The 25,636-nt window shown below is 66.9% G+C and carries 21 protein-coding genes and 2 tRNA genes; 18 read left to right on the top strand and 5 right to left on the bottom strand.

Going from position 1 to position 25,636, the window contains the following annotated elements:
• Window positions 1–94: 94 nt before the first annotated feature.
• From guaB to tadA, 3 genes are all read left to right on the top strand, one after another.
• Window positions 95–1,552 (top strand): IMP dehydrogenase, encoded by a 1,458-nt coding sequence (gene guaB / locus ACFOPO_RS15285; RefSeq protein WP_386704273.1) that lies wholly within the window; start codon window positions 95–97, stop codon window positions 1,550–1,552.
• A 79-nt stretch (window positions 1,553–1,631) separates the two neighbouring features.
• Window positions 1,632–3,197: a glutamine-hydrolyzing GMP synthase gene (gene guaA, locus ACFOPO_RS15280; RefSeq protein WP_386704271.1), complete on the top strand. Its 1,566-nt coding sequence runs from the start codon at window positions 1,632–1,634 to the stop codon at window positions 3,195–3,197.
• Window positions 3,197–3,700: a tRNA adenosine(34) deaminase TadA gene (tadA, locus tag ACFOPO_RS15275; protein ID WP_386704269.1), complete on the top strand. Its 504-nt coding sequence runs from the start codon at window positions 3,197–3,199 to the stop codon at window positions 3,698–3,700. Before guaA ends, tadA begins: the two co-directional genes overlap by 1 nt.
• A 57-nt stretch (window positions 3,701–3,757) precedes the next feature.
• On the opposite strand, the gene ACFOPO_RS15270 is transcribed toward tadA, so the two are convergent.
• Window positions 3,758–4,243 (bottom strand): DUF2721 domain-containing protein, encoded by a 486-nt coding sequence (locus ACFOPO_RS15270; protein WP_386704267.1) that lies wholly within the window; start codon window positions 4,241–4,243, stop codon window positions 3,758–3,760.
• Window positions 4,244–4,323: 80 nt separating this feature from the next.
• On the opposite strand from ACFOPO_RS15270, the gene orn reads away from it, so the two are divergent.
• On the top strand, window positions 4,324–4,881 hold the full coding sequence (orn, locus tag ACFOPO_RS15265; RefSeq protein ID WP_386704265.1) for an oligoribonuclease: 558 nt from the start codon (window positions 4,324–4,326) through the stop codon (window positions 4,879–4,881).
• A 94-nt stretch (window positions 4,882–4,975) separates the two neighbouring features.
• Here the strand turns inward: orn and ACFOPO_RS15260 are convergent, their stop codons facing one another.
• Window positions 4,976–5,854, bottom strand: a complete 879-nt coding sequence (locus ACFOPO_RS15260) for a mechanosensitive ion channel family protein (protein WP_386704263.1) — start codon at window positions 5,852–5,854, stop codon at window positions 4,976–4,978.
• 103 nt (window positions 5,855–5,957) lie between these two features.
• A complete protein-coding gene (ppsA, locus tag ACFOPO_RS15255; RefSeq protein ID WP_386704261.1) occupies window positions 5,958–8,345 on the bottom strand; it encodes a phosphoenolpyruvate synthase in 2,388 nt (795 codons plus the stop codon).
• 159 nt (window positions 8,346–8,504) lie between these two features.
• On the opposite strand from ppsA, the gene ACFOPO_RS15250 reads away from it, so the two are divergent.
• The 12 genes from ACFOPO_RS15250 to ACFOPO_RS15195 all read left to right on the top strand — a co-directional run bounded on the left by ACFOPO_RS15250 (window position 8,505) and on the right by ACFOPO_RS15195 (window position 21,967).
• Window positions 8,505–9,326 (top strand): pyruvate, water dikinase regulatory protein, encoded by an 822-nt coding sequence (locus ACFOPO_RS15250; RefSeq protein ID WP_386704259.1) that lies wholly within the window; start codon window positions 8,505–8,507, stop codon window positions 9,324–9,326.
• 169 nt (window positions 9,327–9,495) lie between these two features.
• Entirely contained in the window at window positions 9,496–10,011 is a 516-nt protein-coding gene (locus ACFOPO_RS15245; RefSeq protein WP_386704436.1) for a DUF1249 domain-containing protein, read from the top strand.
• A gap of 47 nt (window positions 10,012–10,058) precedes the next feature.
• Window positions 10,059–10,134 (top strand) — tRNA-Ala (locus ACFOPO_RS15240).
• 54 nt (window positions 10,135–10,188) lie between these two features.
• Window positions 10,189–10,264, top strand: a tRNA-Glu gene (locus ACFOPO_RS15235).
• A gap of 243 nt (window positions 10,265–10,507) precedes the next feature.
• On the top strand, window positions 10,508–11,224 hold the full coding sequence (locus ACFOPO_RS15230; protein ID WP_386704257.1) for an FkbM family methyltransferase: 717 nt from the start codon (window positions 10,508–10,510) through the stop codon (window positions 11,222–11,224).
• Window positions 11,225–11,283: 59 nt separating this feature from the next.
• On the top strand, window positions 11,284–11,805 hold the full coding sequence (locus tag ACFOPO_RS15225) for a redoxin domain-containing protein (protein ID WP_386704256.1): 522 nt from the start codon (window positions 11,284–11,286) through the stop codon (window positions 11,803–11,805).
• A 7-nt stretch (window positions 11,806–11,812) separates the two neighbouring features.
• The gene (locus ACFOPO_RS15220; protein ID WP_386704255.1) at window positions 11,813–12,343 is read left to right on the top strand and encodes a DsbA family protein; all 531 of its coding nucleotides are present in this window, start codon (window positions 11,813–11,815) and stop codon (window positions 12,341–12,343) included.
• Between the two features lie 142 nt (window positions 12,344–12,485).
• Window positions 12,486–13,262, top strand: a complete 777-nt coding sequence (locus tag ACFOPO_RS15215; RefSeq protein ID WP_386704253.1) for an alpha/beta fold hydrolase — start codon at window positions 12,486–12,488, stop codon at window positions 13,260–13,262.
• Between the two features lie 212 nt (window positions 13,263–13,474).
• A complete protein-coding gene (locus ACFOPO_RS15210; RefSeq protein ID WP_386704251.1) occupies window positions 13,475–16,774 on the top strand; it encodes a YadA-like family protein in 3,300 nt (1,099 codons plus the stop codon).
• Between the two features lie 71 nt (window positions 16,775–16,845).
• Window positions 16,846–18,624, top strand: a complete 1,779-nt coding sequence (locus tag ACFOPO_RS15205) for a S8 family peptidase (RefSeq protein ID WP_386704249.1) — start codon at window positions 16,846–16,848, stop codon at window positions 18,622–18,624.
• A gap of 85 nt (window positions 18,625–18,709) precedes the next feature.
• Window positions 18,710–19,483: a protease inhibitor I42 family protein gene (locus tag ACFOPO_RS15200; protein WP_386704247.1), complete on the top strand. Its 774-nt coding sequence runs from the start codon at window positions 18,710–18,712 to the stop codon at window positions 19,481–19,483.
• Between the two features lie 117 nt (window positions 19,484–19,600).
• Window positions 19,601–21,967, top strand: a complete 2,367-nt coding sequence (locus ACFOPO_RS15195) for a tetratricopeptide repeat protein (RefSeq protein ID WP_386704245.1) — start codon at window positions 19,601–19,603, stop codon at window positions 21,965–21,967.
• Between the two features lie 4 nt (window positions 21,968–21,971).
• Here ACFOPO_RS15195 and cueR read toward each other — a convergent pair whose 3' ends face one another.
• Together cueR and ACFOPO_RS15185 are read right to left on the bottom strand one after the other, a co-directional pair.
• A complete protein-coding gene (cueR, locus tag ACFOPO_RS15190) occupies window positions 21,972–22,451 on the bottom strand; it encodes a Cu(I)-responsive transcriptional regulator (RefSeq protein ID WP_386704243.1) in 480 nt (159 codons plus the stop codon).
• Window positions 22,452–22,476: 25 nt separating this feature from the next.
• Window positions 22,477–24,681 (bottom strand): heavy metal translocating P-type ATPase, encoded by a 2,205-nt coding sequence (locus tag ACFOPO_RS15185; RefSeq protein ID WP_386704241.1) that lies wholly within the window; start codon window positions 24,679–24,681, stop codon window positions 22,477–22,479.
• Between the two features lie 121 nt (window positions 24,682–24,802).
• Between ACFOPO_RS15185 and ACFOPO_RS15180 the strand changes: the two genes are divergently transcribed.
• Both ACFOPO_RS15180 and ACFOPO_RS15175 read left to right on the top strand, forming a co-directional pair.
• A complete protein-coding gene (locus ACFOPO_RS15180; RefSeq protein ID WP_386704239.1) occupies window positions 24,803–25,144 on the top strand; it encodes an ArsR/SmtB family transcription factor in 342 nt (113 codons plus the stop codon).
• Window positions 25,141–25,632, top strand: coding sequence for an ArsI/CadI family heavy metal resistance metalloenzyme (locus ACFOPO_RS15175; RefSeq protein WP_386704237.1), 492 nt, complete (start codon window positions 25,141–25,143; stop codon window positions 25,630–25,632). Before ACFOPO_RS15180 ends, ACFOPO_RS15175 begins: the two co-directional genes overlap by 4 nt.
• Window positions 25,633–25,636: the final 4 nt, after the last annotated feature.

Below are 25,636 nucleotides of genomic sequence, written 5' to 3'. Positions count from 1 at the left end.
ACCCGGGCTGTCCACAGCGTTCCAGCGGTGACATGCGCATCAGGGCGGCCTTCCGGGTTACAATTGCTTGCTTCATCCTTTCTGGCCCTTGCCCATGCTGCGCATCCAGGCTGAAGCACTGACCTACGACGACGTCTCGCTCGTCCCGGCCCACTCGGTCGTCCTGCCCAAGGACGTCTCGCTCACGACCCGCCTCACCCGCGACCTCAACATCCGTCTGCCGATCCTGTCGGCGGCAATGGACACGGTCAGCGAAGCCCGTCTCGCGGTCGCCATGGCACAGCTGGGTGGCATCAGCATCATCCACAAGAACATGAGCGTGCAGGCGCAGGCGGCGCAGATCGCCTCGGTCAAGAAGTTCGAGGCTGGCGTGATCAAGGAGCCGTTCACCGTCGGCCCCGACACCACGATCGCCGAAGTGCTCAAGCTCACCCGCGCGCGCAACATCTCCGGCGTGCCGGTGGTGGAAGGCGGCCATCTGCTTGGCATCGTCACCAGCCGCGACATGCGCTTCGAGAAGAAGCTCGACGATCCGGTCCGCCACATCATGACCAAGAAGGACCGCCTCATCACGGTGCGCGAAGGCGCCACCGACGAGGAAGTCCTGAGCCTGCTGCACAAGCACCGCATCGAGAAGGTGCTGGTGGTCAACGACGGCTTCGAGCTGCGCGGCCTGATCACCGTCAAGGACATCCAGAAGAAATCCGACAACCCCAACGCCGCCTACGACAGCAGCGAACGCCTGCTGGTCGGCGCCGCCGTTGGCGTCGGTGGCGACACCGAGGCGCGCATCGAAGCGCTGGCTGCAGCCGGCGTGGACGTGGTGGTGGTCGACACCGCGCACGGCCATTCGCAGGGCGTGCTCGATCGCGTGAAGTGGGTGAAGAAGACCTTCCCGCAGTTGCAGGTCATCGGCGGCAACATCGTCACCGGCGATGCCGCACTGGCGCTGATGGACAACGGCGCGGACGCGGTCAAGGTCGGCGTCGGCCCGGGCTCGATCTGCACCACGCGCATTGTCGCGGGCGTCGGCGTGCCGCAGATCACCGCCGTGGCGATGGTGGCCGAGGCGCTGCAGGACCGCATCCCGCTGATTGCCGACGGCGGCATCCGCTACTCGGGCGACATCGGCAAGGCGCTGGTTGCCGGTGCCTCCACGGTGATGGTCGGCGGCCTGTTCGCCGGCACCGAGGAAGCGCCGGGCGAAGTCGAACTGTTCCAGGGCCGCAGCTACAAGAGCTACCGCGGCATGGGCAGCCTCGGCGCGATGGAGCAGGGCTCCAAGGACCGCTACTTCCAGGACGCGTCGGACGCCGACAAGCTCGTGCCGGAAGGCATCGAGGGTCGCGTGCCCTACCGCGGCCCGCTGCGCAATGTCGTCCATCAGCTCGCCGGCGGCCTGCGCGCGACGATGGGCTATGTCGGCTGCGCGACCATCGAGGACATGCGCAAGAAGCCCAGCTTCGTGCGCATCACCAATGCCGGTGCGCGCGAGAGCCACGTGCACGACGTGCAGATCACCAAGGAACCGCCGAACTACCGCGCCGGTTGATGTGTGATTGTCATTCCCGAGTGTCCATGGATTCCCGCCTGCGCGGGAATGACGGGCACCAGAACCAACTCGTGATTCCATGACCGACATCCACAGCGACAAGATCCTGATCCTCGACTTCGGCGCGCAGTACACGCAGCTGATTGCCCGCCGCATCCGCGAGATCGGCGTCTACTGCGAGATCTGGGCGTGGGACCACGACCCGGCCGAGATCGCGAAGTACGGCGCCAAGGGCATCATCCTGTCGGGTGGTCCGGAGTCGACGACCGAGCACGGCGCGCCCGCCGCGCCGCAGGAAGTGTTCGATTCGGGCCTGCCGATCCTGGGCATCTGCTACGGCATGCAGACCCTGGCCGCGCAGCTGGGCGGCGCCACCGAGGCCGCCGACGCCCGCGAGTTCGGCCATGCCGAAGTCGAGCTGGTCGCGCGTGACGCACTGCTGGGCGGCCTGTCCGACCACGACGGCGAACCGCGCATCGACGTGTGGATGAGCCACGGCGACCACGTCGCCAAGGCGCCGCCGGGCTGGACCGTCACCGCCGTCACCGACCGCATCCCGGTCGCGGCCATGGCGCTGGAATCCAAGCGCTGGTACGGCGTGCAGTTCCACCCGGAAGTGACCCACACCAAGCAGGGCACGACCCTGCTGCGCCGCTTCGTCACCGAGATCTGCGGCTGCAAGACGCTGTGGACCGCCGCGCACATCATCGACGACCAGATCGCCCGCGTGCGCGAGAAGGTCGGCTCCGACGAGGTCATCCTCGGCCTGTCCGGCGGTGTCGATTCCTCGGTCGTCGCGGCGCTGCTGCACAAGGCAATCGGCGAACAGCTGACCTGCGTGTTCGTCGACACCGGCCTGCTGCGCTGGAACGAGGGCGACCAGGTGATGGCGATGTTCGCCGAGCATATGGGCGTGAAGGTCGTGCGCGTGAATGCCGCCGACCGCTATTTCAAGGCGCTCGAAGGCGTCAGCGACCCGGAAGCCAAGCGCAAGATCATCGGCAACCTGTTCGTCGAGATCTTCGACGAGGAGTCGTCAAAGCTCGCCAACGCCAAGTGGCTGGCACAGGGCACGATCTACCCGGACGTGATCGAGTCGGCCGGCAGCAAGACCGGCAAGGCGCACGTGATCAAGAGCCACCACAACGTGGGTGGCCTGCCGGAAGACATGAAGCTCGGCCTGGTCGAGCCGCTGCGCGAGCTGTTCAAGGACGAAGTGCGGCGCCTGGGCGTCGAGCTCGGCCTGCCGCGCGCGATGGTGTACCGCCATCCGTTCCCGGGCCCGGGCCTGGGCGTGCGCATCCTCGGCGAGGTCAAGCGCGAGTACGCCGAGCTGCTGGCCAAGGCCGACCACATCTTCATCGAAGAACTTCGCAAGGCCGATCTGTACGACCGCACCAGCCAGGCGTTCGCCGTGTTCCTGCCGGTCAAGTCAGTCGGCGTGGTCGGCGATGCCCGCGCCTACGAATGGGTGATCGCGCTGCGCGCGGTCGAGACCATCGACTTCATGACGGCGCATTGGGCACACCTGCCGTACGACTTCCTCGGCAAGGTTTCCAACCGAATTATCAATGAGTTGCGCGGTGTTTCTCGCGTGGTTTATGACATCAGTGGCAAGCCGCCCGCGACCATCGAGTGGGAGTGATGTCCTCGTTCCAGCCGCCTGCGGACGCTGACACGCTCGTTGCGGCAGACGAGCGCTGGATGCGGCATGCGCTGGCGCTGGCCGATCGCGCCGAGCATGAGGACGACGAGATTCCGGTCGGTGCCGTGCTGGTATCTGCCGACGGCGAAGTCCTCGGCGAAGGCTGGAACCGCAACATCACCGAGCAGGACCCGACCGCGCACGCCGAGATCGTGGCGATGCGCCAGGCCGGGCGCAGGCTCGGCAACCACCGCCTGCTTGGCGCGACGTTGTACGTGACCCTGGAGCCGTGCGCGATGTGCGCGATGGCGATGGTGCACGCACGGGTGGCGCGGGTGGTGTACGGCGCGACCGACCCCAAGACCGGGGCCGCGGGCAGTGTGTTCGACCTGCTCGCCGATCCGCGCCACAACCATCGCGTGCAGGTGCACGGCGGCGTGCTGGGTGAAGAGGCCGGTGCGCGGTTGACCGCCTATTTCCGCCGCAAACGCGGAAAAGTCTGAGCGCCCTCATCCGCCCTTCGGGCACCTTCTCCCGCGAGCGGGAGAAGGGGAGGTCAGTCAATCGTTGCGCAGGTCGATCCTGTCCTTGGCCAGTTGCTCGTTGAGCTCCAGGTCGAGCATGTGCAGGCCGAGCTTGGCCTCGCGCCCCAGGCACAGCGACGCGGCGAACATCAGCAGCACGCCGATCATGGCCAGGCCGGTCGGCAGCAGGTCGAGCCGATAACCCAGGAACGCATCCACGGCGATGCCCAGGCTGGTGCCGACAAAGGCGCTGATCGACGCGTACAGCATCCGCACCGACGCCAGCACCAGGTAGGAGCGGCGGCGGTGGGTGGCGATGCGTGCTTCCAGCGCGACCCGGGCCGGCCCCTGTTCGGTGGCGCTCAACACCTCGATCTCGCTGCGCATGCGATCGACCACACGCGCCAGGCGGTTGTTCGATGAGATCAGCAGCGAGCTGGCGGCGGTCAGGAAGAACGCCGGCGTGATCATCGCCGAGACGACGGCGTAGTGCGACGGGTCGATCGCGACGGGTGAGGGCATGCGGATTCCGTGACTGCGTTGCGGGGGCGCGGGTGCGGGCTGGCTGTATGATGCTACCGACATCCCTTCAGTGCGAGCCCATGGCAGCGACCAACGACGAGCATCTGATCTGGATCGATCTGGAAATGACCGGCCTGGATACCGACAACGATTCGATCCTCGAGATCGCCACGTTGGTGACCGACAAGCAGCTCAACATCCTGGCCGAAGGGCCGGAGCTGGCCATCGTGCATCCGGTGTCGCGCCTGGAAGCCATGGACGAATGGAACCGCAACCAGCACGGCAAGTCCGGGCTGTGGAAGCGCGTCGTCGAGAGCAAGGTGACCCTGGCCGAGGCCGAAGCGAGCACGCTGGCGTTCCTCGCGCACTGGGTGCCGGCCGGCCGTTCGCCGATGTGCGGCAACTCGATCTGCCAGGACCGCCGCTTCCTGCATCGCCTGATGCCGCGGCTGGAACGCTATTTCCATTACCGCAACCTCGACGTCAGCACGGTCAAGGAACTGGCCCGGCGCTGGGCGCCCGAGGTGCTGGCCGGCGTCGCCAAGGATGCAAGGCATACGGCGCTCAGCGACGTGCATGACTCCATTGCCGAGCTGCGCCACTACCGCATGTCGATGGGCAAGCTGGGCGGCCTGTAGCGCCGTAGCCCGGGTAAGCGAAGCGCACCCGGGGCCCTGCGTAGTCGGACATGCATCAACCCGGGTGCGCTTCGCTTACCCGGGCTACGGGGTGTCAGTCGGGTTTGGTCACTACCACTTTCACGCCCTGGTCCGCTGCCACGTGGTGGTACATGCGGACGTCGCGCTGCGGGTAGGGAATGCTGATGCCGTCGCGGTCGAAGGCGGCCTTGATGCGCTCGTTGAGATCGCACTTGGTGCTGAAGTGGTCGGTATTGCTGACATGGCAGCGGATGCCCAGCTTCACCGCGCTGTCGGCCAGCTCGTAGACCACCACGTCCGGCGCGGGCTCGGCGTGGATCCGCTTGTCGGCATGCATGATCGCCAGCACCGCCGCGCGTGCCGCCTCGATGCTGTCGTTGTAACCGATGCCGATGATCAGTTCGATCCGGCGGACCGTGTCCGGCGTGAGGTTGATGATCGGCGCGGTCGTGATCAGGCTGTTGGGCAGCACGATCGTCTGGTTGTCGGCGCCGCGCAGCTTGGTCTGGAAGATGCTGACCGATTCGACCCGGCCGCTCTTGCCGCCGATGTCGACGATGTCGCCGACGCGGAACGGCTTGAGGGTCACCAGCATCACGCCCGAGGCGACGTTGGACAGCGAGTCCTTCATGGCCAGGCCGATCGCCAGGCCGGCCGCGCCGAGCAGGGCGAACAGCGACGTCGGCTCGACCTTCAGGCAGATCTGCAGGATCGCCAGCACGAACACCATCAGGATCAGCACGTACGTGACGCGGCTCAGGAACTGCTGCGCCGTGGGCTCGACGTGGGCGCGCGTCAGTGCGCGCGAGACGGCACGAGCGAGCCACTTCGAGACCTGGATGCCGATGTAGAGCGCCAGCAGCGCGGCGCCCAGGCGCACGCCCCATTCGACGGCGACATCGGTCCAGTCGTCGGCGCGTTGCAGTTGGTTGGCCAGTTGTTCGAGCGTCAAGGTTCGCCTCCTTCAAAATGCGACGCCCCGCATGAGCGGGGCGTCAGGTTTAAGACGATTCTGACTTCACGGGCGTTAGCAGTTCGTCATTTCGCCGTGGACTTCAAGCGGCCTTCGACTTGGCCTTGGCCTTCGCCAGACGCAGCCAGGTGTCGACGACGGTGTCGGGGTTCAGCGAGACGGACTCGATGCCCTGGTCCATCAGCCACTCGGCAAGATCCGGGTGATCGCTCGGGCCCTGGCCGCAGATGCCGACGTACTTGCCTTTGGCGCGCGCGGTCGAGATGGCCATCGCCAGCAGCTTCTTGACTGCCGGGTCGCGCTCGTCAAACAGTTTGGCGACGATGCCCGAGTCGCGGTCCAGGCCCAGGGTGAGCTGGGTGAGGTCGTTGGAACCGATCGAGAAGCCGTCGAAGATCTCGAGAAACTCGTCCGCGAGCAGTGCGTTCGACGGAACCTCGCACATCATGATGATCTTGAGACCGTCCTTGCCTTGTTCGAGGCCGTTGGCCTTGAGCACGTCGACCACCTTGCGGCCTTCGTCGAGCGTGCGCACGAACGGGATCATGACCCAGCAGTTGGTCAGGCCCATTTCCTCGCGCACCTTCAGCACCGCCTGGCACTCCAGTGCGAAGGCGTCGGTGAAGCTCGGGTCGACGTAACGGCTGGCGCCGCGGAAGCCGATCATCGGGTTCTCTTCGTGCGGCTCGTAGCGGCTGCCGCCGATGAGGTTGGCGTACTCGTTGGACTTGAAGTCCGACAGGCGCACGATCACCGGGTTCGGCGCGAACGCGGCCGTGATCGTGGCGATGCCTTCGGCCAGGCGGTCGACGTAGAACGCGACCGGGTCGCCGCCGTAGCCGGCGATCTTGGCGTCGATCTGCTTCTTCGTCGCGGCGTCCTGCTGGCTGTATTCGAGCAGGGCCTTGGGATGGATGCCGATATGGCTGGCGATGATCATTTCCAGGCGCGCCAGGCCGACGCCGGCGTTGGGCAGCATGGCGAAGTCGAACGCGCGCTCGGGGTTGGCGACGTTCATCATCACCTTGAGCGGCGCCTCGGGCATCTTGTCCAGGTCGGCGGTGTGGCGCTCGAAGGGCAGGGCGCCGTCGTAGATGAAGCCGGTGTCGCCTTCGGCGCAGCTGATCGTGACTTCCTGGCCGTCCTTGATCGTGTCCAGCGCGTTGCCGGTGCCGACGACGGCCGGAACACCGAGCTCGCGGGCGATGATCGCGGCGTGGCAGGTACGGCCGCCACGGTTGGTGACGATCGCCGCCGAGCGCTTCATCACCGGCTCCCAATCGGGGTCGGTCATGTCGGCCACCAGCACGTCGCCGGGCTGCACGCGGGCCATGTCGGCCAGTGAGCGGACCACGCGGGCCACGCCGGTGCCGACCTTCTGGCCGATCGCGCGGCCTTCGCAGACCACTTCGCCGCGCCTGGTGAGCTGGTAGCGCTCGATCTGGGTGGCCTTGCCACGCGACTTCACGGTCTCCGGGCGGGCCTGGACGATGAACAGCTTGCCGCTGACGCCGTCCTTCGCCCACTCGATGTCCATCGGGCGGCCGTAGTGCTTCTCGATGACGAGCGACTGCTTGGCCAGTTCCTGCACGTCCTCGTCGCTGATCGAGAAGGTGTTGCGCAGGTCGGCCGGGGTCTCCTCGATGCGCACGCGCTCACCGGGGGTGTCGGAATAGACCATGCGCTGCTGCTTGGCACCGATGCCGCGGCGCAGGATCGCCTTCTTGCCCTGCAGCAGGGTCGGCTTGTAGACGTAGAACTCGTCCGGGTTGACCGCGCCCTGCACGACCATCTCGCCCAGGCCGTAGCTGGAGGTGATGAACACCACGTCACGGAAACCCGACTCGGTGTCGAGCGTGAACAGCACGCCGGAGGAACCGACGTTGGAGCGCACCATCAGCTGCACGCCGGCCGAGAGGAACACGTCCTCATGCTTGAAGCCGTGGTGCACGCGGTAGGCGATGGCGCGGTCGTTGTAGAGGCTGGCGAAAACTTCCTTGACCTTGTGCACGACGTCGTCGGCACCGGTGACGTTGAGGAAGGTCTCCTGCTGGCCGGCGAACGAGGCGTCGGGCAGGTCTTCGGCGGTCGCCGAGGAGCGGACCGCAACGGCGACTTCGCCGCCGCCGTTCTCGTCGCACAGCTGCTTGTAGGCGGTGCGGATGTCGGCCTCGAGCTGCGGCTGCAGCGGTGCATCGATCACCCACTTGCGGATCTCGCCACCGGCCGCGGTCAGCGCCGGCACGTCCTCGACGTCGAGCGTGGCGAGCTTGTCGAAGATGCGCTGGTGGAGGTTGTTGTGCGCGATGAAGTCCTTGAAGGCTTCGGCCGTGGTCGCGTAGCCGCCAGGGACGGAAACACCGAGCCCCGCAAGGTTGCCGATCATCTCGCCGAGCGAGGAATTCTTGCCGCCGACACGTGCCAGATCGGTAAGGCGCAGCGCGTGCAGCCAGAGGATGTTCTCGTTCAAGCGGGCGGTCTCCAGGGGGTGGGGCGCATGCCTGCGCAGGGGGCGGCGCACATGCCTGCGCAGTGATCCGGATATGATCGCCTCTGCGTCGGATGCATACAAGCTTGATTCGACGGGGTTTTTCGTATTGTGAACGGCCAATTCAGACGGAGTGGGACCATGGCAGGCGTGCGACCGGTGTTCTACGTATCAGACGGAACGGGCATCACCGCCGAAACCATCGGCCACAGCCTCCTCACCCAGTTCACCGAAACCCGGTTCGTGACCGACCGCATCCCCTTCGTCGACAGCATCGAGCGAGCCCGGGAAGTGGCGGAGAAGATCCGCGGCGCGGCCGAGACCCACGGCGTCCGGCCGGTGGTGATCAACTCCTGCATGGATGCCGACGTCAGCCTGGCGCTGGCGGAGAGCGGTGCGCTGATGCTGGACGTGTTCGCGCCCTTCATCGAGCCGCTGGAGCGCGAGCTCGAGCAGACCCGCCAGCGCTACGTCGGCCGCGCCCACGGCATGTTCGATTTCGACACCTATCACCGCCGCATCAACGCGATGAACTTCGCCCTGACCCATGACGACGGCCAGGCGGTCGACTACGCCGATGCCGACCTGATCCTCGTGGCGGTGTCGCGGGCGGGAAAGACGCCGACCTGCGTGTACCTGGCGCTGCACTACGGCATCCGTGCCGCCAATTACCCGTTGACCGAAGAAGACCTGGAGCACGACCGCCTGCCGCCGCGCCTGCGGCCGTACCGCAACAAGCTGTTCGGGCTGACGATCGACCCGGTGCGCCTGCAGCAGATCCGCCAGGAGCGCCGCCCGAACTCGCGTTATTCGCAGCTGGAAACGTGCAAACGCGAGGTTTCCGCGGCAGAAATGATGTTCCGCGCAGAGAGGATCCCGACGCTGAGCACGACCCATACCTCGATCGAGGAGATCTCGAGCAAGGTGCTGACGACGCTGGGAATCCACCGCGAGATGTTCTGAAGCGCCGTTGCGGCGCGCAAACCCCGGTGGGAAGGCCTGCAAAGCGGCCCGGGAATACCTTCGCAAACGGCTTCGAAAAAGCAACGCGAGGAATGCTTACCGTAGGCCTACCGGGGCAGGGCGTCAACGCTGCCGCACAGGCGTCGTGGCGTGTAGGATCGAGTGCATGATGACGTCCCTGGCCACACGCAGCGCACGCATTCCCCGCCTCAGCCGCTTCGGCTGGCTGATGGGTCTTTACGCGGAAAACCACCACCGGTTCATGCGGATGTTTCCGCTGGCGGGATTGCCGGTCGGAACCTACCGATCCAGTGCCGGCGACTATCTGGACCTGCAGCTGGACGTGATCGAGCAGCACCGCTACACCACCGAACTGCGCATGACCTACGCGATGCGCGATCCGGTCACCGGCGAGCCCGATCCCTCGGCATTCCTGCGCCTTTACCACGACGCCCGCCAGCTCGAGGTCACCCATTGCTACGTCGGGCGGCGCTGGCAGGACGCGATCGGCATGTACCCGCCGCCCGCCGAAGTGCTCGACCACCGCACGCAGATGAACACGTTTCTCGGAAAGTGGCTCGAGTATCTAGCGGAGCGGGGACATGGTGTGGCAACATTGCGCCCCGTTGACGCCGGCACAGCCGCTGGCGGACACGACGAAAAAAATCTGGCAGCGAACGCTTGACGACATCGCTGAACGCCCGCTAGAATTTTCGTCTTTCCAGCACACGTGGGGCCATAGCTCAGCTGGGAGAGCGCCTGCATGGCATGCAGGAGGTCGGCGGTTCGATCCCGCCTGGCTCCACCATCTCTTCGACCTCTTCGATGGGATGTGTGCCAAAGAGTTTTACAACCAAGTTTTGTCCCCATCGTCTAGAGGCCTAGGACATTACCCTTTCACGGTAGCGACCGGGGTTCGAATCCCCGTGGGGACGCCAATTAGAACAAGCACTTAGGGCTGCCGAGAGGCGGCCCTAATTGTTTTGGGCGATCTTTGGCTCTGATGCCAAGCCAGTTCGAGTGGGTTACGCTGCGGCAGCTCCAGGGGCGTTCACGGCGGCAACCGCGTCAGCACAAGTGTTGGGCGTGGACGCGCAAATATTTCTTCCGTGTTTGCGCGCGCCGTTGAAGGCGTGCGATGTGTGCCGGCTCGCCAGCGCACACCTGAAGCTGCATCCCGAATGGAACTGGCCAGGACACTGATCAGAATTGAGGAGACGGCGATGAGCGATTTTGAGGGAATGCTGGAAGCAACCTATCGGCGCTTCCTGCAGCCAGGCGATGTCTGCGTCGACGTTGGCGCGCATGCCGGGCGCCATACGATTCCGCTTATGGAGTGCTGCGGCCCCTCCGGCCGGGTGCTGGCCTTTGAGCCCCTTCCCGCATTGGCGGCGCATCTGCGTGAGAGGATCAACAACGACTCGCGCTCGGCCAGGGTCGAGCTGCATCAATGCGCCCTGGCCGACAGCACTGGCCAGGCCGAGTTCGTCATGGTGGTCGAATCCCCCGGTTACTCCGGGCTTCGCGAACGTACCTACGACCAGGTCGTGACCACGGAGCGACTGACGGTCGCCGTTCGCAGGCTCGATGAGTTCACCGACGAACTGGGCGACCTGCGTTTCATCAAGATCGACTGCGAGGGTGGTGAGCTTGGGGTGCTGCGCGGCGGACGCGAAGTGATCACGCGCTACCGGCCTATCGTCAGCTTCGAATGCGGCGACGCATCGTTGATCAACTACGATCATACGAGCGCGGACATCTTCGATTTCTTCGCATCCCTTGACTATCGAATCGTGTCCATCACTGGCATCGAACTCGATCGCGACGGGTTTGTCCTCGCATCAGCGAAGCAGGAGTATTGGGACTACCTGGCGCACCCGGCCTACGCAAGCCTTTAACAACGGCCGGGGCATATTCGGCAGCAATGCCGCGATACGCCGATATGCAGGACGTTGCCATGTCAGCTGCCGAGTCCCGTCCGAATCCGACGCCTGAAACCATCTTGCCTGCCGGCACGATGGCGCCGGACTTCACCCTCAATGCCACGCCCGACCAGACATTGTCGTTGAGCGAACTGCGCGGGCGTCCGGTGATCCTCGCGTTCTATCCAGCGGACTGGAGCCCGGTCTGCGGCGATCAGATGGCGCTGTACAACGAAGTGCTGCCAGCGTTCAAGGAAGCGGGCGCGACGTTGCTGGGAATTTCCGTCGACAGCGTCTGGTGCCATCAGGCCTTCGCCCAGGACCGCCATCTCCGCTTCAACCTGCTGGCGGACTTCGAGCCGAAAGGGGAAGTGGCGCGACGCTACGGTGCCTACGATGCGCAGCACGGCATGACGCGGCGGGCGTTGTTCGTGGTGGACAAGGACGGCGTGATCGCCTGGAGTTACCTCTCGCCTACCGCGGTCAATCCGGGTGCCGACGGCATCCTCGATGCGCTGGACAAGCTCCAGGCGCAATCATCCGGCAAGGCAGGGTAGGCACGTCATGGCAAACCTCAAGATTCCGGTAGGCCCGGACGATCACATCCAAGGCAACGAAGATGCTGCGGTGACGCTGGTCGAGTACGGGGATTACCAGTGTCCCTATTGCGGCGATGCGTATCCGCAAGTGAAGGCGCTGCAGGCGGAATTCGCGCAGGACCTGCGTTTCGTGTTCCGCAACTTCCCGATCACCCAGATACATCCCAATGCCGCCAGCGCGGCCGCCACCGCGGAATTCGCCGCGAGCAAGGGCCGCTTCTGGGAAGCGCACGACATGCTGTACGAGAACCAGGAGGATCTTGGCGCGCCGTTGTACGTGGAAGTGGTCAGTCGGCTCGGGCTGGATCCGGTCGAGCTTCGCGACGCCATCCAGGCCGATGCCTTCGGCGAGAAGATCCGCAACGACTTCAACGGCGGCGTGCGCAGCGGCGTCAACGGCACGCCATCGTTCTTCCTCGACTCGGTGCGCTTCGACGGGCCGGTCGAGGCGCTGCGCGATGCCATTGCCGAACGGATAGCCGCCGCGAAGCGATGACGCATTGGCAGACCGTGCGTCCCGGGAACCATGGCGTTGCCATCCGCGCAGGTTCCGGGCGTCGCGACGGCGTGCTCGAATCAAGCCGTGCTTTTTCCCACGTGCTTTCCCCCACCTGTAGTTCAGCCTCGGGAGTTCCGCAATGAAGACCTTGTTGGTCGCGCTGGCCTTGGCCGCCGGCAGCCTTGTAGCCGGTAGTGCCGCGGCGCAGGCGACGAAACCCACCGTCATCCTCGTGCACGGCGCCTTTGCCGATGCATCGAGCTGGAACCGCGTCATCGAGATACTGAAGAAGGATGGCTATCCGGTGGTGGCCGTGGCCAATCCGCTGCGCGGTGTCGCCAGCGATGGCCAGTACGTGTCCGACGTCGTGGCAAGCGTGACCACGCCAGTGGTCCTGGTGGGGCACTCCTACGGCGGCAGCGTCATCTCCGCGGCCGCGCGGGGCCACGGCAATGTTCAGGCACTGGTGTTCGTCGCCGCGTTCGCTCCGGAAGCGGGGGAGACGGCGGCCGGGCTGTCCGGCAAGTTCCCCGGCAGCACGCTGGGTCCGACGCTGGCCCCGCCGGTGAAGCTGACCGGCGGTGGCGCCGATCTCTACATCCAGCAGGACAAATTCCACGCGCAGTTCGCCGCTGACGTGCCGGCGGCCGAGGCGGCACTGATGGCGGCGACGCAGCGTCCGATCACCGAGGCCGCGCTCAACGAGAAGGCTGGCCCGCCCGCCTGGAGCAGCGTCCCGTCGTGGTTCATCTACGGCGACAAGGACAAGAACATTCCGCCGCAGGCCCTGGGATTCATGGCCAAGCGCGCCGGCTCGAAGCAGACCGAGGTCGTTGCCGGGGCATCGCACGTGGTGATGGTCTCCCACGCCGCGGCCGTCGCGAAGATGATCGAGCGCGCCGCGCAGGCGCGTTGACCGCGAGGCCTGGCGGCCGGTCCAGGGCGTGAAAGCCAATGAATTCATTGGCTTGTTGTGGCTTTGTCATCGCTTTGTTATGCGATGGGGGTGGTTTGTAAGGCGACTTTCATGTTCGCCGGGCAGGGGCTTGCCACGGTGGGGACGGGGATTTTCGGCAGGGGGGCGCAATGGCGCCGCGCCGACCCCGTCCAATCCACTCGAGAGCCGTCATGCCAATCCACAGCAACCAGCAGCGCCGACTGCAGCGCCGCGTACTGACCATCGCCCTGTTGTCCGCCCTGTCCGCACCGGCATTCGCCGGCGCCAATTGCCAGCTGGTCGACGCAACGGGGGCCACGATCCCGGTCGACAGCACCGCCCCGGGCGCAGACGCGCTTGCCTGCGGCCCGCGTGCCAAGGCCATCGGCGACCGCGCCACCGCCATCGGCGACGAGTCCAAGGCCAGCGGCAAGAACACCACCGCCCTGGGTTCGTGGGTGGACCTCGATGGCGACGGCCTCGTCGACCCGAACGAAATCACCTGGGCCAACGGCGACAACGCCACCGCGGTAGGCGCTGCCACCCAGGCGCTGGGCAAGGGCACGGTCGCGATCGGCGTGCAGTCGGTGGCCAACACCGACAACAGCATCGCCATCGGCAACCAGTCGCAGACCCAGGCCCAGCGCACGACCACCACCACCACGGTCCAGGGCACGCCGAACACGGTGACCACCACGACCACTGCGCCGACCCCGGCGGCCGGCAACCAGGCCAACAGCGTCGCGATGGGCAACCAGGCGCGCACCAACGGCGCCAACAACATCGCCCTGGGCACCGGCGCCACTACCGAAATGGTGATCAGTGGTGTCTCGGCGACGACAACCGCCGGCGTCACCACGATGACCCGCACCGATCTCGCCGGTCCCGTCGCCAACGCCATCGCCATCGGCAACGGCGCCCGCGCCAACGGCAACGGCACGATCGTGATGGGCACCAATGCACGCGCCGAAGCCAAGGTCTCCTCGGTCGTCACCGGCTTCGGCCAGGCATTCGTGGTCAACGTCCCGGGTCCGGCCACCAACTCCACCGTGATCGGCACCAGTGCCGCGTCGCAGGGCACCAACAACGTCGTGATCGGCAACGGTGCGCAGACGATGGGCGACACGATCCTGCCCAAGGTCGACCCGGTCAAAGGCACCTTCCTCGTCGACCCGGTGACGGGTCTGCAGCTGTACGATCCGGTGATCAAGGACCAGAACTCGACGGTGGTCGGCGGCACTGCGGTTGCGGTGCGTGGTTCGGGCACGGCGCTGGGCTACAGCGCCTGGGCGTACGGCAACAAGTCCACGGCGATCGGCCTGAACTCCTATGCCATCGGTCCCAGTTCGACCGCCATCGGCAGCTACCTCGATATCGGCGCGGCCTTCGGCAACGCCCCCAAGCCCGACGCTGGTACCAGCCCGTATGGCCGCGCGGTCGCGCTCGGCATCGGCTCGCAGTCGTTCGGCGGCGGTTCCTACACCTGGGCCAACTACGATGTCGCCGTCGGTGGCGGTTCCAGCACCGGCGACCGTGACACCTCCAATCCGAACCAGCCCACCGGCGCGTACGGCTCGACCGACCCGACCGTGATCAACGGTTCGGTGGCATTGGGCTTCGTCGCCAACGCCGGCGGCCATGCCAGCGTTTCGATCGGCCAGCAGAGCCAGGCCCACGACGCAAGGGCAATCGCCGTTGGCCAGCAGAGCGTGGCCTGGGGCATGGACAGCCTGGCCATCGGCAACTTCGCCATCGCCACCTGGAAGGAAGACATTGCCATCGGCATGAATGCCGAGGCCTGGGGCGGCTTCGGCACCGGCAACACCGCATTCGGCAACGGTGCGCACGTCGGCAGCAGCGGTGGTACCGCCGACATCAACAACGCCATGGCCATTGGCGGGCAGGCTGCGGCCATGGCCGACGGCGCGATAGCGCTTGGTACCGGTGCCGACGCGGAAGGCATCAACGCCATCGCCAGCGGCAACGCCAGCATCGCCGCAGCTGATTCGGCCACCGCGTATGGCGATGGCAGCCAGGCGTTAAACCAGTACTCGAGCGCTCTGGGCGCCTACGCCATGGCGTCGGGCGACTACGCCACGGCCGTGGGCACCAATGCATTTGCCGTCGGCACCAACAGCCTGGCATCGGGCTACAACAGCTTTGCCGGTGGTGCCGACAGTGTCGCCGTCGGCGCATCGGCCGCAGCCGTCGCCGACAACAGCGTCGCCATCGGCAGCGGTTCGATTGCCGACCGCGACGGCTCGGTTTCGGTGGGCGCGCTGGGAGCGGAGCGCCAGATCACCAACGTCGCTGCCGGTACCGAAGCGACGGATGCCGTCAACAAGGGCCAGCTTGATGTCGCCATTGCCGGTATCGGCGGAGCCGTCGGCGACCTTGATGCCGCTGCAGTGAAGTACGACGACGCTGCAGGCAAGGAGCGCGTGACACTTGGCGGCAGCGCCGGAACGGTCATCGCCAATGTCGGCAATGGCATCAATGCCGGTGACGCAGCCAACATCGGCCAGCTCGAGTCGATCGCATCGCTGATCGGAGGTGGTGCCACCCGCAGCGGGACGGGGCTGTGGAGCGTGCCGACGTTCGCCATCCAGGGAGGCAGCTTCCACACCATCGGCGATGCGCTCGGTGCAATGGACGCAGCGCTGACCGGCCTGGGAAATCGCTTCAACGTCATCGAGCAGGCGTACCACGCAGGCGAGGGTGGCGGGGCACCGATGGGTTCGGGCAACGGGCTGGCGGTCGGTCAGGGCAGTGTCGCAACCGACGCGGGCGATACCGCGATCGGCACCGGCGCCACGGTGGCCGCCGATGGCAGCACGGCGGTCGGCAGCAACGCCACGATTGCCGCAGCCGCCACCAATGCCGTGGCGGTGGGTGCCGACACGTCGGTCACCGCCGCTTCCGCAACGGCGGTCGGCCAGGGCGCTTCGGCCACGGCCGCCGGTTCGGTGGCACTGGGCCAGGGCTCGGTCGCCGACCAGGCCAACACCGTGTCGGTCGGAAATGCCGGCAGCCAGCGTCGCGTCACGAACGTCGCCGCCGGCACTGCCGCGACCGACGCGGCCAATGTCGCCCAGGTTCAGGCGGGGGATGCGCAGACGCTGGCCACTGCGAATGCGTACACCGACACCACCGCGACGCAGACGCTGACCCGAGCCAACAGCTACACCGACAGCCGCCTGCAGGGCCTGTCGGATCAGTTCAGCGATCTCGACTACCGCATCGGCAAGCAGGACGAGCGCATTGATCGCATGGGCGCGATGAGCGCGGCCATGATGAACATGTCGATCAACGCCGCCAACTCGCGCAGCCCGCATGGCCGCGTCGCCGTGGGTGCCGGCTGGCAGAACGGCGAAAGCGCGCTGTCGGTGGGCTACTCCAAGGCCATCGGTGATCGCGCCTCGATGAGCATCGGCGGCGCTTTCAGCAACGACGACAGCTCGGCCGGCGTCGGTTTCGGCATCGATCTCTAAGCCTCTCCACGGAAATGCACGGCGCCCGTCGAGGGCGCCGTGACCTCTCTTCGCATTCGTAGGAACACACCATGACTCTCCGCCGTACCGTTCTCAGCCTGCTGATCGCAGGCGCCTGCGCGCCGGTGTTCGCCGGCACCGTCGACCTGACCTCGATCGACGATGCCGCCGTCTCGCCGCGCTTCATCGTCAAGTATCGCGACGGCAGCGCCGAGCGCGTCCAGCCGGCCGCGCGCCAGCGCGCTCTCGACGCGGCCGCCGGCCGCGCTCGCCCGCAGATGGGCGCCAAGGTCGCCGGCCTGAAGGGCACCGCCGCGCTGCGCGTGAATACCCTGCGTGCGACCTTCGGTGGCAAGCATGTCGTCAAGGCTTCGCAGCCGTTGCAGCGGGCCGAAGCCGAAGCGCTGATGCGCGAGATCGCCGCCGATCCGAACGTCGAATCCGTCAGCGTCGACGCGATCATGCATCCGGCCGCGATGCCCAACGACCCGATGCTCGCCACGCACCAGATGTGGCACTACGGCACCGGCGCCGGCGGTGCGCGCGTGACCTCGGCCTGGGATGCAGGCGCGACCGGCGCCGGCATCGTCGTCGCCGTCATCGACACCGGCGCGACCGCGCATGCCGACCTCATCGGCAACCTGCTGCCGGGTTACGACTTCATCACCGATGGCTTCATGTCGCGGCGTGGCACCGACGAACGCGCACCCGGCGGCTGGGACCTGGGCGACGCAACCGCCGCCGGCGACTGCGGTGCCGGTTCGGCCGCCAGCAACAGCAGCTGGCACGGCACGCATGTGTCCGGCACCATCGCCGAAACCACCAACAACGGCGTCGGCGGCGCCGGCATCGCCTACAACGCCAAGGTCGTGCCGGTGCGCGCACTGGGCCGTTGCGGCGGTTACACCTCCGACATCAACGACGCGATCGTGTGGGCAGCCGGTGGCACTGTCGACGGCGTGCCGGCCAATCCCAATCCGGCCGAGGTGATCAACCTCAGCCTCGGCGGCGAGCATGCCTGCGAAGTCGAAACGCAGGCAGCAATCGACAAGGCGGTGTCGCTGGGCGCAACCGTCGTGGTCGCCGCGGGCAACGACAACTCCGACGTCGCCGGGCACGCGCCGGCCAGCTGCGCCAACGTGGTCACGGTGGGGGCAACGGGGTATTCCGGGCAGCGCGCCAGCTACTCCAACTACGGTCCGGGCGTCGACCTGGCCGCCCCGGGCGGTGCCGGCACCGAGGGCACGCCGAACGGTTACATCTGGTCGACGCACAACACCGGCGCGACCACGCCGGAAGGCGATCGCTACGTCGGAATGACCGGAACGTCGATGGCGACGCCGCACGTTTCGGGCGTTGTCGCGCTGATGCAGAGCGTGGCACCGCAACCGCTGACGCCTGGCGTGATCGAAGGCATGCTCAAGGCATCGGCGCGGCCGTTCCCGGTCAAGCCCGATGCGACCAAGACCATTGGCGTGGGCATCCTTGATGCCGCCGCTGCCGTGCAGCGGGCCAAGACCTTCGGCCAGCCGCTGGTCGCACGTCCGCTGACCGCCAATGCGATCGAGTCGCTGCCGCCGATGGGCGCAGGCCAGAGCGAGCTGTATTCGATCGACGTGCCGGCAGGCAAGTCCCGCATCGAGATGCTCACCTTCACCGGCAAGGGCACGCTGCAGGCCTATGCGAACTTCGCCGCGGAACCGACGGCGACGCAGAACATCGGGGCGTCGGTGCGTCCTGGCACCAACCAGTCGATCGTGATCAACGCACCGGCTGCCGGTCGCTACTACTTCGCGATCGTCGCCGCAGCCGATTCGTCGGGCGTGAAGCTGCAGGTCAAGGTCAACTGAGACCGGAATGCGGCCGGGGCCCTCCGCCCCGGCCGCCTTTACCATCTGCGTGAATGCAATGACTTTGCGGTACTGCAGCTTTCTGGTGCTTCTGTTCCTGATCGGCGTCGCGGCCTTCAGCGGCGAGCATGATCAGCCACTTCCCGTAGGCCCCGACCGAGCGGCCGCAGCGCACGAATACGTGCTGGGGCGCTACATCGGCTGGTTGCCGTGCGGCGATTGCACGGCGGTACGTGCCGACCTGCAGCTGTACGCGACCGGTGAACCGGCCGTGCCCACGCGCTATTCGCTGCGTCGGATCCACGTGGCCGCAGCGGAGACGGTGCTCGGCTACGAGGAACGGGGGCGCTGGCGCATCCTGCCGTCACCTGATCACGGCGACGGCATGGTTTTTCGGCTTGATCCAGGTGGCGGGCAACCGGCGTTGGACCTGCGTCGGCTAGATGACGGCAGGCTGTGGCTGGCCGGCCCGAAGACGGGCGTCCAGGCCGATCCGGTGCTGTACCGCATCCCGGCGGCAAGGCAGGAGGGCGTGGTCGATATAGGTGCAGGCGATGTGGCGATGCCAGTCGCCCTCGAACAGGGCCAGCAGTTGCGCGTGAACCTCAGTGGCAGCCCCGCGTCGGGGCGTCGCTGGGAGCTTGCCGACGCCGGGGCAGGTCTGTTGCGCATGGAGCAGGACCCTGGCGGCGGCGCCATCGATACCGCCGGCACGACTGCCGGGCAGGGCGGGACCCACAGCTGGCAGTTCCGCGCCGTCGGAAAGGGCTCGACCCGCCTGCGCTTCCTCTACCGGCGCGATTGGGAATCGCCCCAGGCGCCAGCGCAGGTCGCCGAGTTCAGCATCAAAGTGCTCTGAACCGTGCTCTGAGCCAGAATCCGGGAAACATGCTCCCGGGCGTATGTCTTAGGATGGAAACCGACGCTGCCCGGTGCTGCGAGGGACACCGGGGCGAACAAAAGGCAGGTCGGGCGCATGCGCCTTACGCGGTACCGGTTTGGCGAATTCGAGCTTGATCCTGCAGCCCGCGAACTCAAGCGCCTTGGGACGCGGGTAGCGCTGCCGCCAAAATCGTTCGATTGCCTGGCTTACCTGATTGCCCATCGCGAACGCGCGGTGGGCAGGGACGAACTCATCTCGGCGGTCTGGGGCAAGCTCGACGTCAGCGACACGGTGGTCGCCCAGACGCTGCTGCGCGCACGCAAGGCGCTCGACGACACCGGCAACCGGCAGTTGATCGTGCGAACGGTGTCCCGTTTCGGGTACCACTGGATCGCGCCAGTCGAGGAAATCGAGGCCGAGGTCGCAGCGCCGACCGCGCCGGCACCGGTTGCCGTCGAGGCGGTCGAAATCGAACCGGATGTCGTCGACCTCGCAAGCACCCCCGTCACCCCGACGTCGGAGGGGTTGCGTCGCCGCGATCGCCGATACCTCACGGCGATAGTCGTCGCCGCGCTGGTCGTCGCGGTCGTTGCCGCCGGATGGATCTGGTACTCGTCGCGCACGCCGCCTGCCGCCACCGACGCGAGAGCCCCGCTCGCCGGCAGCGTGATCGTGCTGCCGGTGCTGGTGACTCCGGCGGAAGCCGAATCGACCTGGGTGCGACTGGGTGCGATGGACTACATTGCCAGCCGCCTGCGCGTCAGTGGCCTGAAGGTGTTGCCCAGCGACCAGGCCCTGCACCTGAGCACGCAGAGCGGTTACCCGTCCGCCGACAATGCGTCTGCGCTGCGCAAGCTTGCACAACATAGCGGCACGCAATGGGTGCTGGCGCCGGAGGCCATCCACGACAATCGCGGCTGGCGCATCCGCCTGCGCGTGCTGCAGACCGGCCAGGAGCACGTCATCGACGCGCAGGGCAACACGCCACTGACTGCGGCTGCGGCGGTAACGGATTCCTGGCTCCAGCGAACCGGACGCCGTAGCGGCAACGCCGGTTCGCCGAGCCCGCTGGTCGAACGCGTGCAGCGAATCGATGCGGAACTCAATTCCGGCCAGCTCGCGGCCGCGCGCCAGCTGATCGAAACCGCACCGGGCGATCAGCGGCGCGACCCGCACCTTCGCGTTCGCGAAGGACAGCTGGAGTATCGGGCCGGTCGCGTCGACGAGGCCGCAGCGATCTTCGCTTCGGTCCTGGATGCGCGGGCGATCGACCGTGAAACCGAAGCCAGGACGCGAATGGGCCTGGGTGCCGTCGAGATACGCCGCGGCAACTTCCCCGCGGCGGAAACGCGTTATACCGAAGCGCTGTCGGTGCTCGAGACGTCGCGGGATGTGTCGATCGACCCAAGCTTGCTCGGCAACGCCTACAACGGTCGTGGCGTGGCCCAGGTCGAGCAGGACAAGATGTCCGGCGCTGTCCAGGACATGGGCCGCGCCCGCATCGCCATGCAGCAGGCGGGCAACCTGGTGGAAGCGGCGATGGTCGACTCCAACCTCGGCATCATCGAAACCAGGCGCGGGCACTACGAGCAGGCGCTGCAGGAGTTCGATAGCGCCATCGCCGTGTACGAGCGTTTCGAAGTCCGCGACTACCTCGCGGCGACGCTGAGTTCTCGGGCGGTGACCCAACTCAAGCTTGCCCAGCCGGCGGCGGCGCTGGCGACGATCGAACGTTCAGTCGAACTGTCCAGATCGCTGGAGGACACAGTGCTGGCCATCTCGATCGGCGCGACCCGGACGCGCGCCTTGCTCGCGAACGGCCGGCTTGACGAGGCCGCGCGCAGCCTCGAGCGCCTGCGTACGCTCAAGGGCAGCGATGGCAGCAATGGGCTGCTGGAAATGCAACTGCAATTGCAGCTGTGGATGGCACGGGGCGAGAAGGCAAAGGCTGCCGACCTGGCCAGGCACTTGCCGCCACCATCGCCGTCGACGAACGGAGGCCTGGTGCTTGCTGCAGTGCAGGCCGCGCTGCAGACCGGCGATATCGCCACCGCGCGGCAATGGACCTCGCGCAGCCAGGGCAACAGCGCCATCATCGAAGGTGACGCAGTGGCCTGGAGCATCGCGCGGGCGCTCGTTGCGAATGCCGGCGGCGACCGCGCAGGATCGATCGAGGCAATGCAACATGCGGCCGACCAGGCCGAACGGGGCGGAAGCCCCGACGAGCGCGTCAGTGCGGGCGTCGCCCACGCGATGGTGCTGCTCGATGCCGGCCAGCCCCAGCCTGCCTCGGCGGTGCTGGGCGACCTCAGCGCATTTGCCACCAGCGACTATCGCGTTGCGTGGTCGATGCTTGCCCTGTATCGGGCGCTGGGCGACCGGGCACTGGCCGAACAGGCGCTGGCTGGCGCACAGGCCCTGCGTGGGGAGCGTGACCTTTCGGTGCGGCCTGTGCTGTAGCGCTTCAGCGCAGGTCGCTGCCGGCCGGCCCGTTACGGGCGAGATCGGCGCGGGCGAGATCGTCGAGGATCGGGCATTCGGGCCGATCGTCGCCATGGCAACGACGGGCGAGGTCCTGCAGTGTGCGTTGCATGGCCTGCATCTCGCTGATCCTCGCCTCCAGTTCGTCGACATGGGCCTGCGCCAGCTTCTTCACTTCGGAGCTGGCGCGGCTGCGATCGTCCCAGAGTCCAAGCAGGACCTGGATCTGCTTCATCGGGAAGCCCAGTCGGCGCGCCCGGTGTATGAAGCCCAGGCGATGAATGTCGGCGTCACTGTAGATGCGATAGCCGGCAAACGTACGGCCGACCTGCGGGATCAGGCCTATGCCCTCGTAGTGGCGGATCATCTTGGCGCTGACACCGCTCAGCTGCGCCGCTTCGCCGATGTTGTGCAGGCCTTGTTGGCGGGCATCGGCGAGTTCGGGACGTGGAGGCCTGGGCATCGCGGGATTCCTCGGTTCGTGCGGTTCAATGGTGCGGGTGCCAGCGTCGCAACAGCAGGGTATTGGACACTACGCTGACCGACGACAGCGCCATCGCCGCGCCAGCCACGACCGGATCGAGCAGGCCCAGTGCCGCCAGCGGAATGCCCACCACGTTGTAGACGAACGCCCAGAACAGGTTCTGGTGGATCTTGCGCGTGGTGCGGCGGGAGATGTCGATGGCGTCGGCGACCAGGCCGGGCTCCGATCGCATCAGGGTAACGGCCGCCGCGTGCATGGCGACGTCGGTGCCGCTGCCCATGGCGATGCCGACGTCGGCCGCTGCCAGTGCCGGGGCATCGTTGATGCCATCGCCGACCATCGCCACCACACCGTGGTCGCGCAGCGATGCGATCGCCGCGGCCTTGTCGGCGGGGGCAACGTTGGCGCGAACTTCGTCGATGCCGACCTGCGTGGCTATCGCTTGCGCAGCGCCATCGTTGTCGCCCGAGAGCATCACGGTGCGCACGCCGATGCGATGCAGCCGTTCAATTGCCACGCGGGCCCCTTCCCGGGGCTGGTCGCGGAACGCGAGCAGTCCGAGCAGGCGCAGACGGTCAGCGTCGCCAAGCCAGGACACCGTGTGGCCGGACATGGCCAGTGCATGCGCGCGGTCGCGCAATGGGGCGATGTCGATGCCGCCGTCTTCCATCATCGCGCTGCTGCCGATCCGCAGCGCGCGGCCACCGACGGTTCCGCGTAACCCCCGGCCTGGCACCGCGCGCATGTCGACAGCCGCAGGACCGCGCGTCAGGTTGCGTGCAGCCTCGACCACGGCCTTTGCCAGCGGGTGCTCGCTGCCTTGCTGCAGCGCCGCGGCGAGCGCAAGCAATCCAGGCACGTCGCCGTCGACGGCGACCGTATCGGTCAGCACCGGCCGTCCTTGCGTCAGCGTGCCCGTCTTGTCGAACGCGACCGTCGCGATGCGGTGTGCGCTTTCCAGTGCCTGCGCGTCCTTGATGAGAATGCCCGCGCGGGCCGCGACGCCGGTGCCGGCCATGATCGCCGTCGGCGTTGCCAGGCCGAGCGCGCACGGGCAGGCGATGACGAGCACGGCGACGGCGTTGAGGATGGCCTGGTCCCAGTCACCCGAAAGCAGGCCCCACCCGAGCAGTGTCGCCAGTGCGATCACCAAGACGACCGGCACGAACACCGAGCTGACACGGTCGACCGTTCGCTGGATCGGCGCCTTTCCGGCCTGCGCGTCCTCGACCAGGCGGATGATCCGCGCCAGTGCACTTTCGGCGCCGACCGCGGTGGTTTCCACGACCACCGCGCCTTCGCCGTTGACCGCGCCGCCGGTGACGCGGTCGCCCTCGGCCTTGGCCACGGGCAGCGATTCGCCGGTGACCATGGATTCGTCGGCATGCGTGCGGCCTTCGGCGATTACGCCATCGACCGGGAAGCGTTCACCCGGGCGAACGATTACCCGGTCCGCGATCCGCACGTCGTCGATGCGGACATCGACATCACCATCTGCGCGGCGCACGCGTGCGGTGGTCGGGCGCAGGGACTGGAGTGCACGAATCGCCTCGGTGGTCTGGCGCTTGGCGCGTGATTCCAGCCACTTGCCCAGCAGCACCAGCGTGATCACCACGGCGGAGGCTTCGAAGTAGAGCGGGGCAGGGCCGTGGTGGGTGCTCTGGCTGAGCAGATGAAAGACGCTTAGTCCGTAGCCGGCGCTGGTACCGAGCGCAACCAGCAGGTCCATGTTGCCGGTGCGGGCCTTGAGCGCGAGCCATCCGGCCTTGTAGAAGCGCGCACCGAGCCAGAACTGCACCGGCGTAGCCAGGGCGAACTGCAACCAGCCCGGCAGCATCCAGTGCTGTCCGCCGATCATGCCGACCATCGGCAGGACCAGTGGCAGCGACAGCGCCACCGCAAGCAGCAGGTGGCGTGTTTCGCGGGGCATGGGCTCGCGCGCGGCGGTCGTAGCCGCGGTTGGCGCCGTGTCGAGTCGCTTCGCGCTGTAGCCCGCTGCGCTGACCGCCGATTCCAGCTGGCCAGGCGTGACGCCGTCGATCGCGTGCACCTGGGCCCGTTCCGTCGCCAGGTTGACGCTGGCGTCGAGCACGCCGGGTACCGCGCGCAGCGCCTTCTCGATGCGCCCCGCGCATGAAGCGCAGGTCATGCCGGCGACGCTGAGGCGCCAGTCGTGGGTCGCGGCAGCGGCAGGGTGGGCTGGGCTCATCTCGGACTCCTTCCAGATCAATCGGTTGGGGTGAGCCTGAGGGTTCCCATGATGGGAAGGTCAATCCGGTCGCTCTCCTTGGCCATTGACATGGCCAAAATAATTCGTAAATTCTCGAAGTATGGAAATGACATCCGCCCTCGCAGCCCTCAACGCCCTAGGTCACGAGTCGCGCCTCGCCGCATTTCGCCAGCTGGTACAGGCCGGGCCCGATGGCATGTCCGTCGGCGAGTTGCGCGAACGACTGGGGCTGGCCCCGGCCACGCTAACCGCGCATCTGAACGTGCTGCGCGCCGCCGACCTGGTGCATGACCAGCGCGAGGGCCGCGTGATCCGGATTCGCGCCAACTACCTGCAGATGAACGACCTGCTGGCTTACCTCACCGAAAACTGCTGCGCCGGCGTCGCCCAGTGCGAACCGGCCGCCGCATGTGCCCCCCGCAGAACAGGAGCTTCGAAATGAACCGCTTCCACGTGCACCTGAATGTTGCCGACCTGGCATCGAGCATCCGCTTCTACACCGAACTGTTCGCGGCCCCGCCGTCCGTGGTGAAGGGTGACTACGCCAAGTGGATGCTGGACGATCCTCGCGTCAACTTCGCCATCTCCAACACCGGGCGCGCGCCCGGCGTCGACCATCTCGGCATCCAGGTGGAGCGCGCCGAAGACCTCTCCGACCTTGGACGGCGCCTTGACGCTGCCGGCGGCGAGGTCGTGCCCGAACCGGGCGCCATCTGCTGCTATGCGAACTCCGACAAGATGTGGACGCACGACCCGCAAGGTACGCGCTGGGAGACCTTCCACACGCACGGCGAAGCCACCAGCTACTACGCAGCCGACACGTCCTGCAGCACCGGCGCGGCCAGCTGCAGTCCTGGAACGAGCGCGCCGGCGCCCGCCGTGCGTGCCAGCACGGCCGCGTGCTGTGCGCCCGCGTCCGGTTGCTGTTGAGCCG

The sequence above is a fragment of the Lysobacter sp. GCM10012299 genome, from assembly GCF_042649405.1.
In the GTDB taxonomy this organism is placed as follows: domain Bacteria; phylum Pseudomonadota; class Gammaproteobacteria; order Xanthomonadales; family Xanthomonadaceae; genus Lysobacter_J.
This window is presented reverse-complemented; position numbering and strand designations above follow the sequence as displayed.

What these genes read in the sequence shown, in the direction of transcription:
- guaB (WP_386704273.1), top strand. Translation starts at nt 95, where the DNA reads ATGCTGCGCATCCAGGCTGAAGCACTGACCTACGACGACGTCTCGCTC.
- orn (WP_386704265.1), top strand. Translation starts at nt 4,324, where the DNA reads ATGGCAGCGACCAACGACGAGCATCTGATCTGGATCGATCTGGAAATG.
- ACFOPO_RS15205 (WP_386704249.1), top strand. Translation starts at nt 16,846, where the DNA reads ATGACTCTCCGCCGTACCGTTCTCAGCCTGCTGATCGCAGGCGCCTGC.
- ACFOPO_RS15245 (WP_386704436.1), top strand. Translation starts at nt 9,496, where the DNA reads ATGACGTCCCTGGCCACACGCAGCGCACGCATTCCCCGCCTCAGCCGC.
- ACFOPO_RS15215 (WP_386704253.1), top strand. Translation starts at nt 12,486, where the DNA reads ATGAAGACCTTGTTGGTCGCGCTGGCCTTGGCCGCCGGCAGCCTTGTA.
- ACFOPO_RS15225 (WP_386704256.1), top strand. Translation starts at nt 11,284, where the DNA reads ATGTCAGCTGCCGAGTCCCGTCCGAATCCGACGCCTGAAACCATCTTG.
- ACFOPO_RS15175 (WP_386704237.1), top strand. Translation starts at nt 25,141, where the DNA reads ATGAACCGCTTCCACGTGCACCTGAATGTTGCCGACCTGGCATCGAGC.
- ACFOPO_RS15270 (WP_386704267.1), bottom strand. Translation starts at nt 4,243, where the DNA reads ATGCCCTCACCCGTCGCGATCGACCCGTCGCACTACGCCGTCGTCTCG.
- ACFOPO_RS15230 (WP_386704257.1), top strand. Translation starts at nt 10,508, where the DNA reads ATGGAACTGGCCAGGACACTGATCAGAATTGAGGAGACGGCGATGAGC.
- ACFOPO_RS15195 (WP_386704245.1), top strand. Translation starts at nt 19,601, where the DNA reads ATGCGCCTTACGCGGTACCGGTTTGGCGAATTCGAGCTTGATCCTGCA.
- cueR (WP_386704243.1), bottom strand. Translation starts at nt 22,451, where the DNA reads ATGCCCAGGCCTCCACGTCCCGAACTCGCCGATGCCCGCCAACAAGGC.
- ACFOPO_RS15220 (WP_386704255.1), top strand. Translation starts at nt 11,813, where the DNA reads ATGGCAAACCTCAAGATTCCGGTAGGCCCGGACGATCACATCCAAGGC.
- ACFOPO_RS15180 (WP_386704239.1), top strand. Translation starts at nt 24,803, where the DNA reads ATGGAAATGACATCCGCCCTCGCAGCCCTCAACGCCCTAGGTCACGAG.
- guaA (WP_386704271.1), top strand. Translation starts at nt 1,632, where the DNA reads ATGACCGACATCCACAGCGACAAGATCCTGATCCTCGACTTCGGCGCG.
- ACFOPO_RS15250 (WP_386704259.1), top strand. Translation starts at nt 8,505, where the DNA reads ATGGCAGGCGTGCGACCGGTGTTCTACGTATCAGACGGAACGGGCATC.
- ACFOPO_RS15210 (WP_386704251.1), top strand. Translation starts at nt 13,475, where the DNA reads ATGCCAATCCACAGCAACCAGCAGCGCCGACTGCAGCGCCGCGTACTG.
- ACFOPO_RS15185 (WP_386704241.1), bottom strand. Translation starts at nt 24,681, where the DNA reads ATGAGCCCAGCCCACCCTGCCGCTGCCGCGACCCACGACTGGCGCCTC.
- tadA (WP_386704269.1), top strand. Translation starts at nt 3,197, where the DNA reads ATGTCCTCGTTCCAGCCGCCTGCGGACGCTGACACGCTCGTTGCGGCA.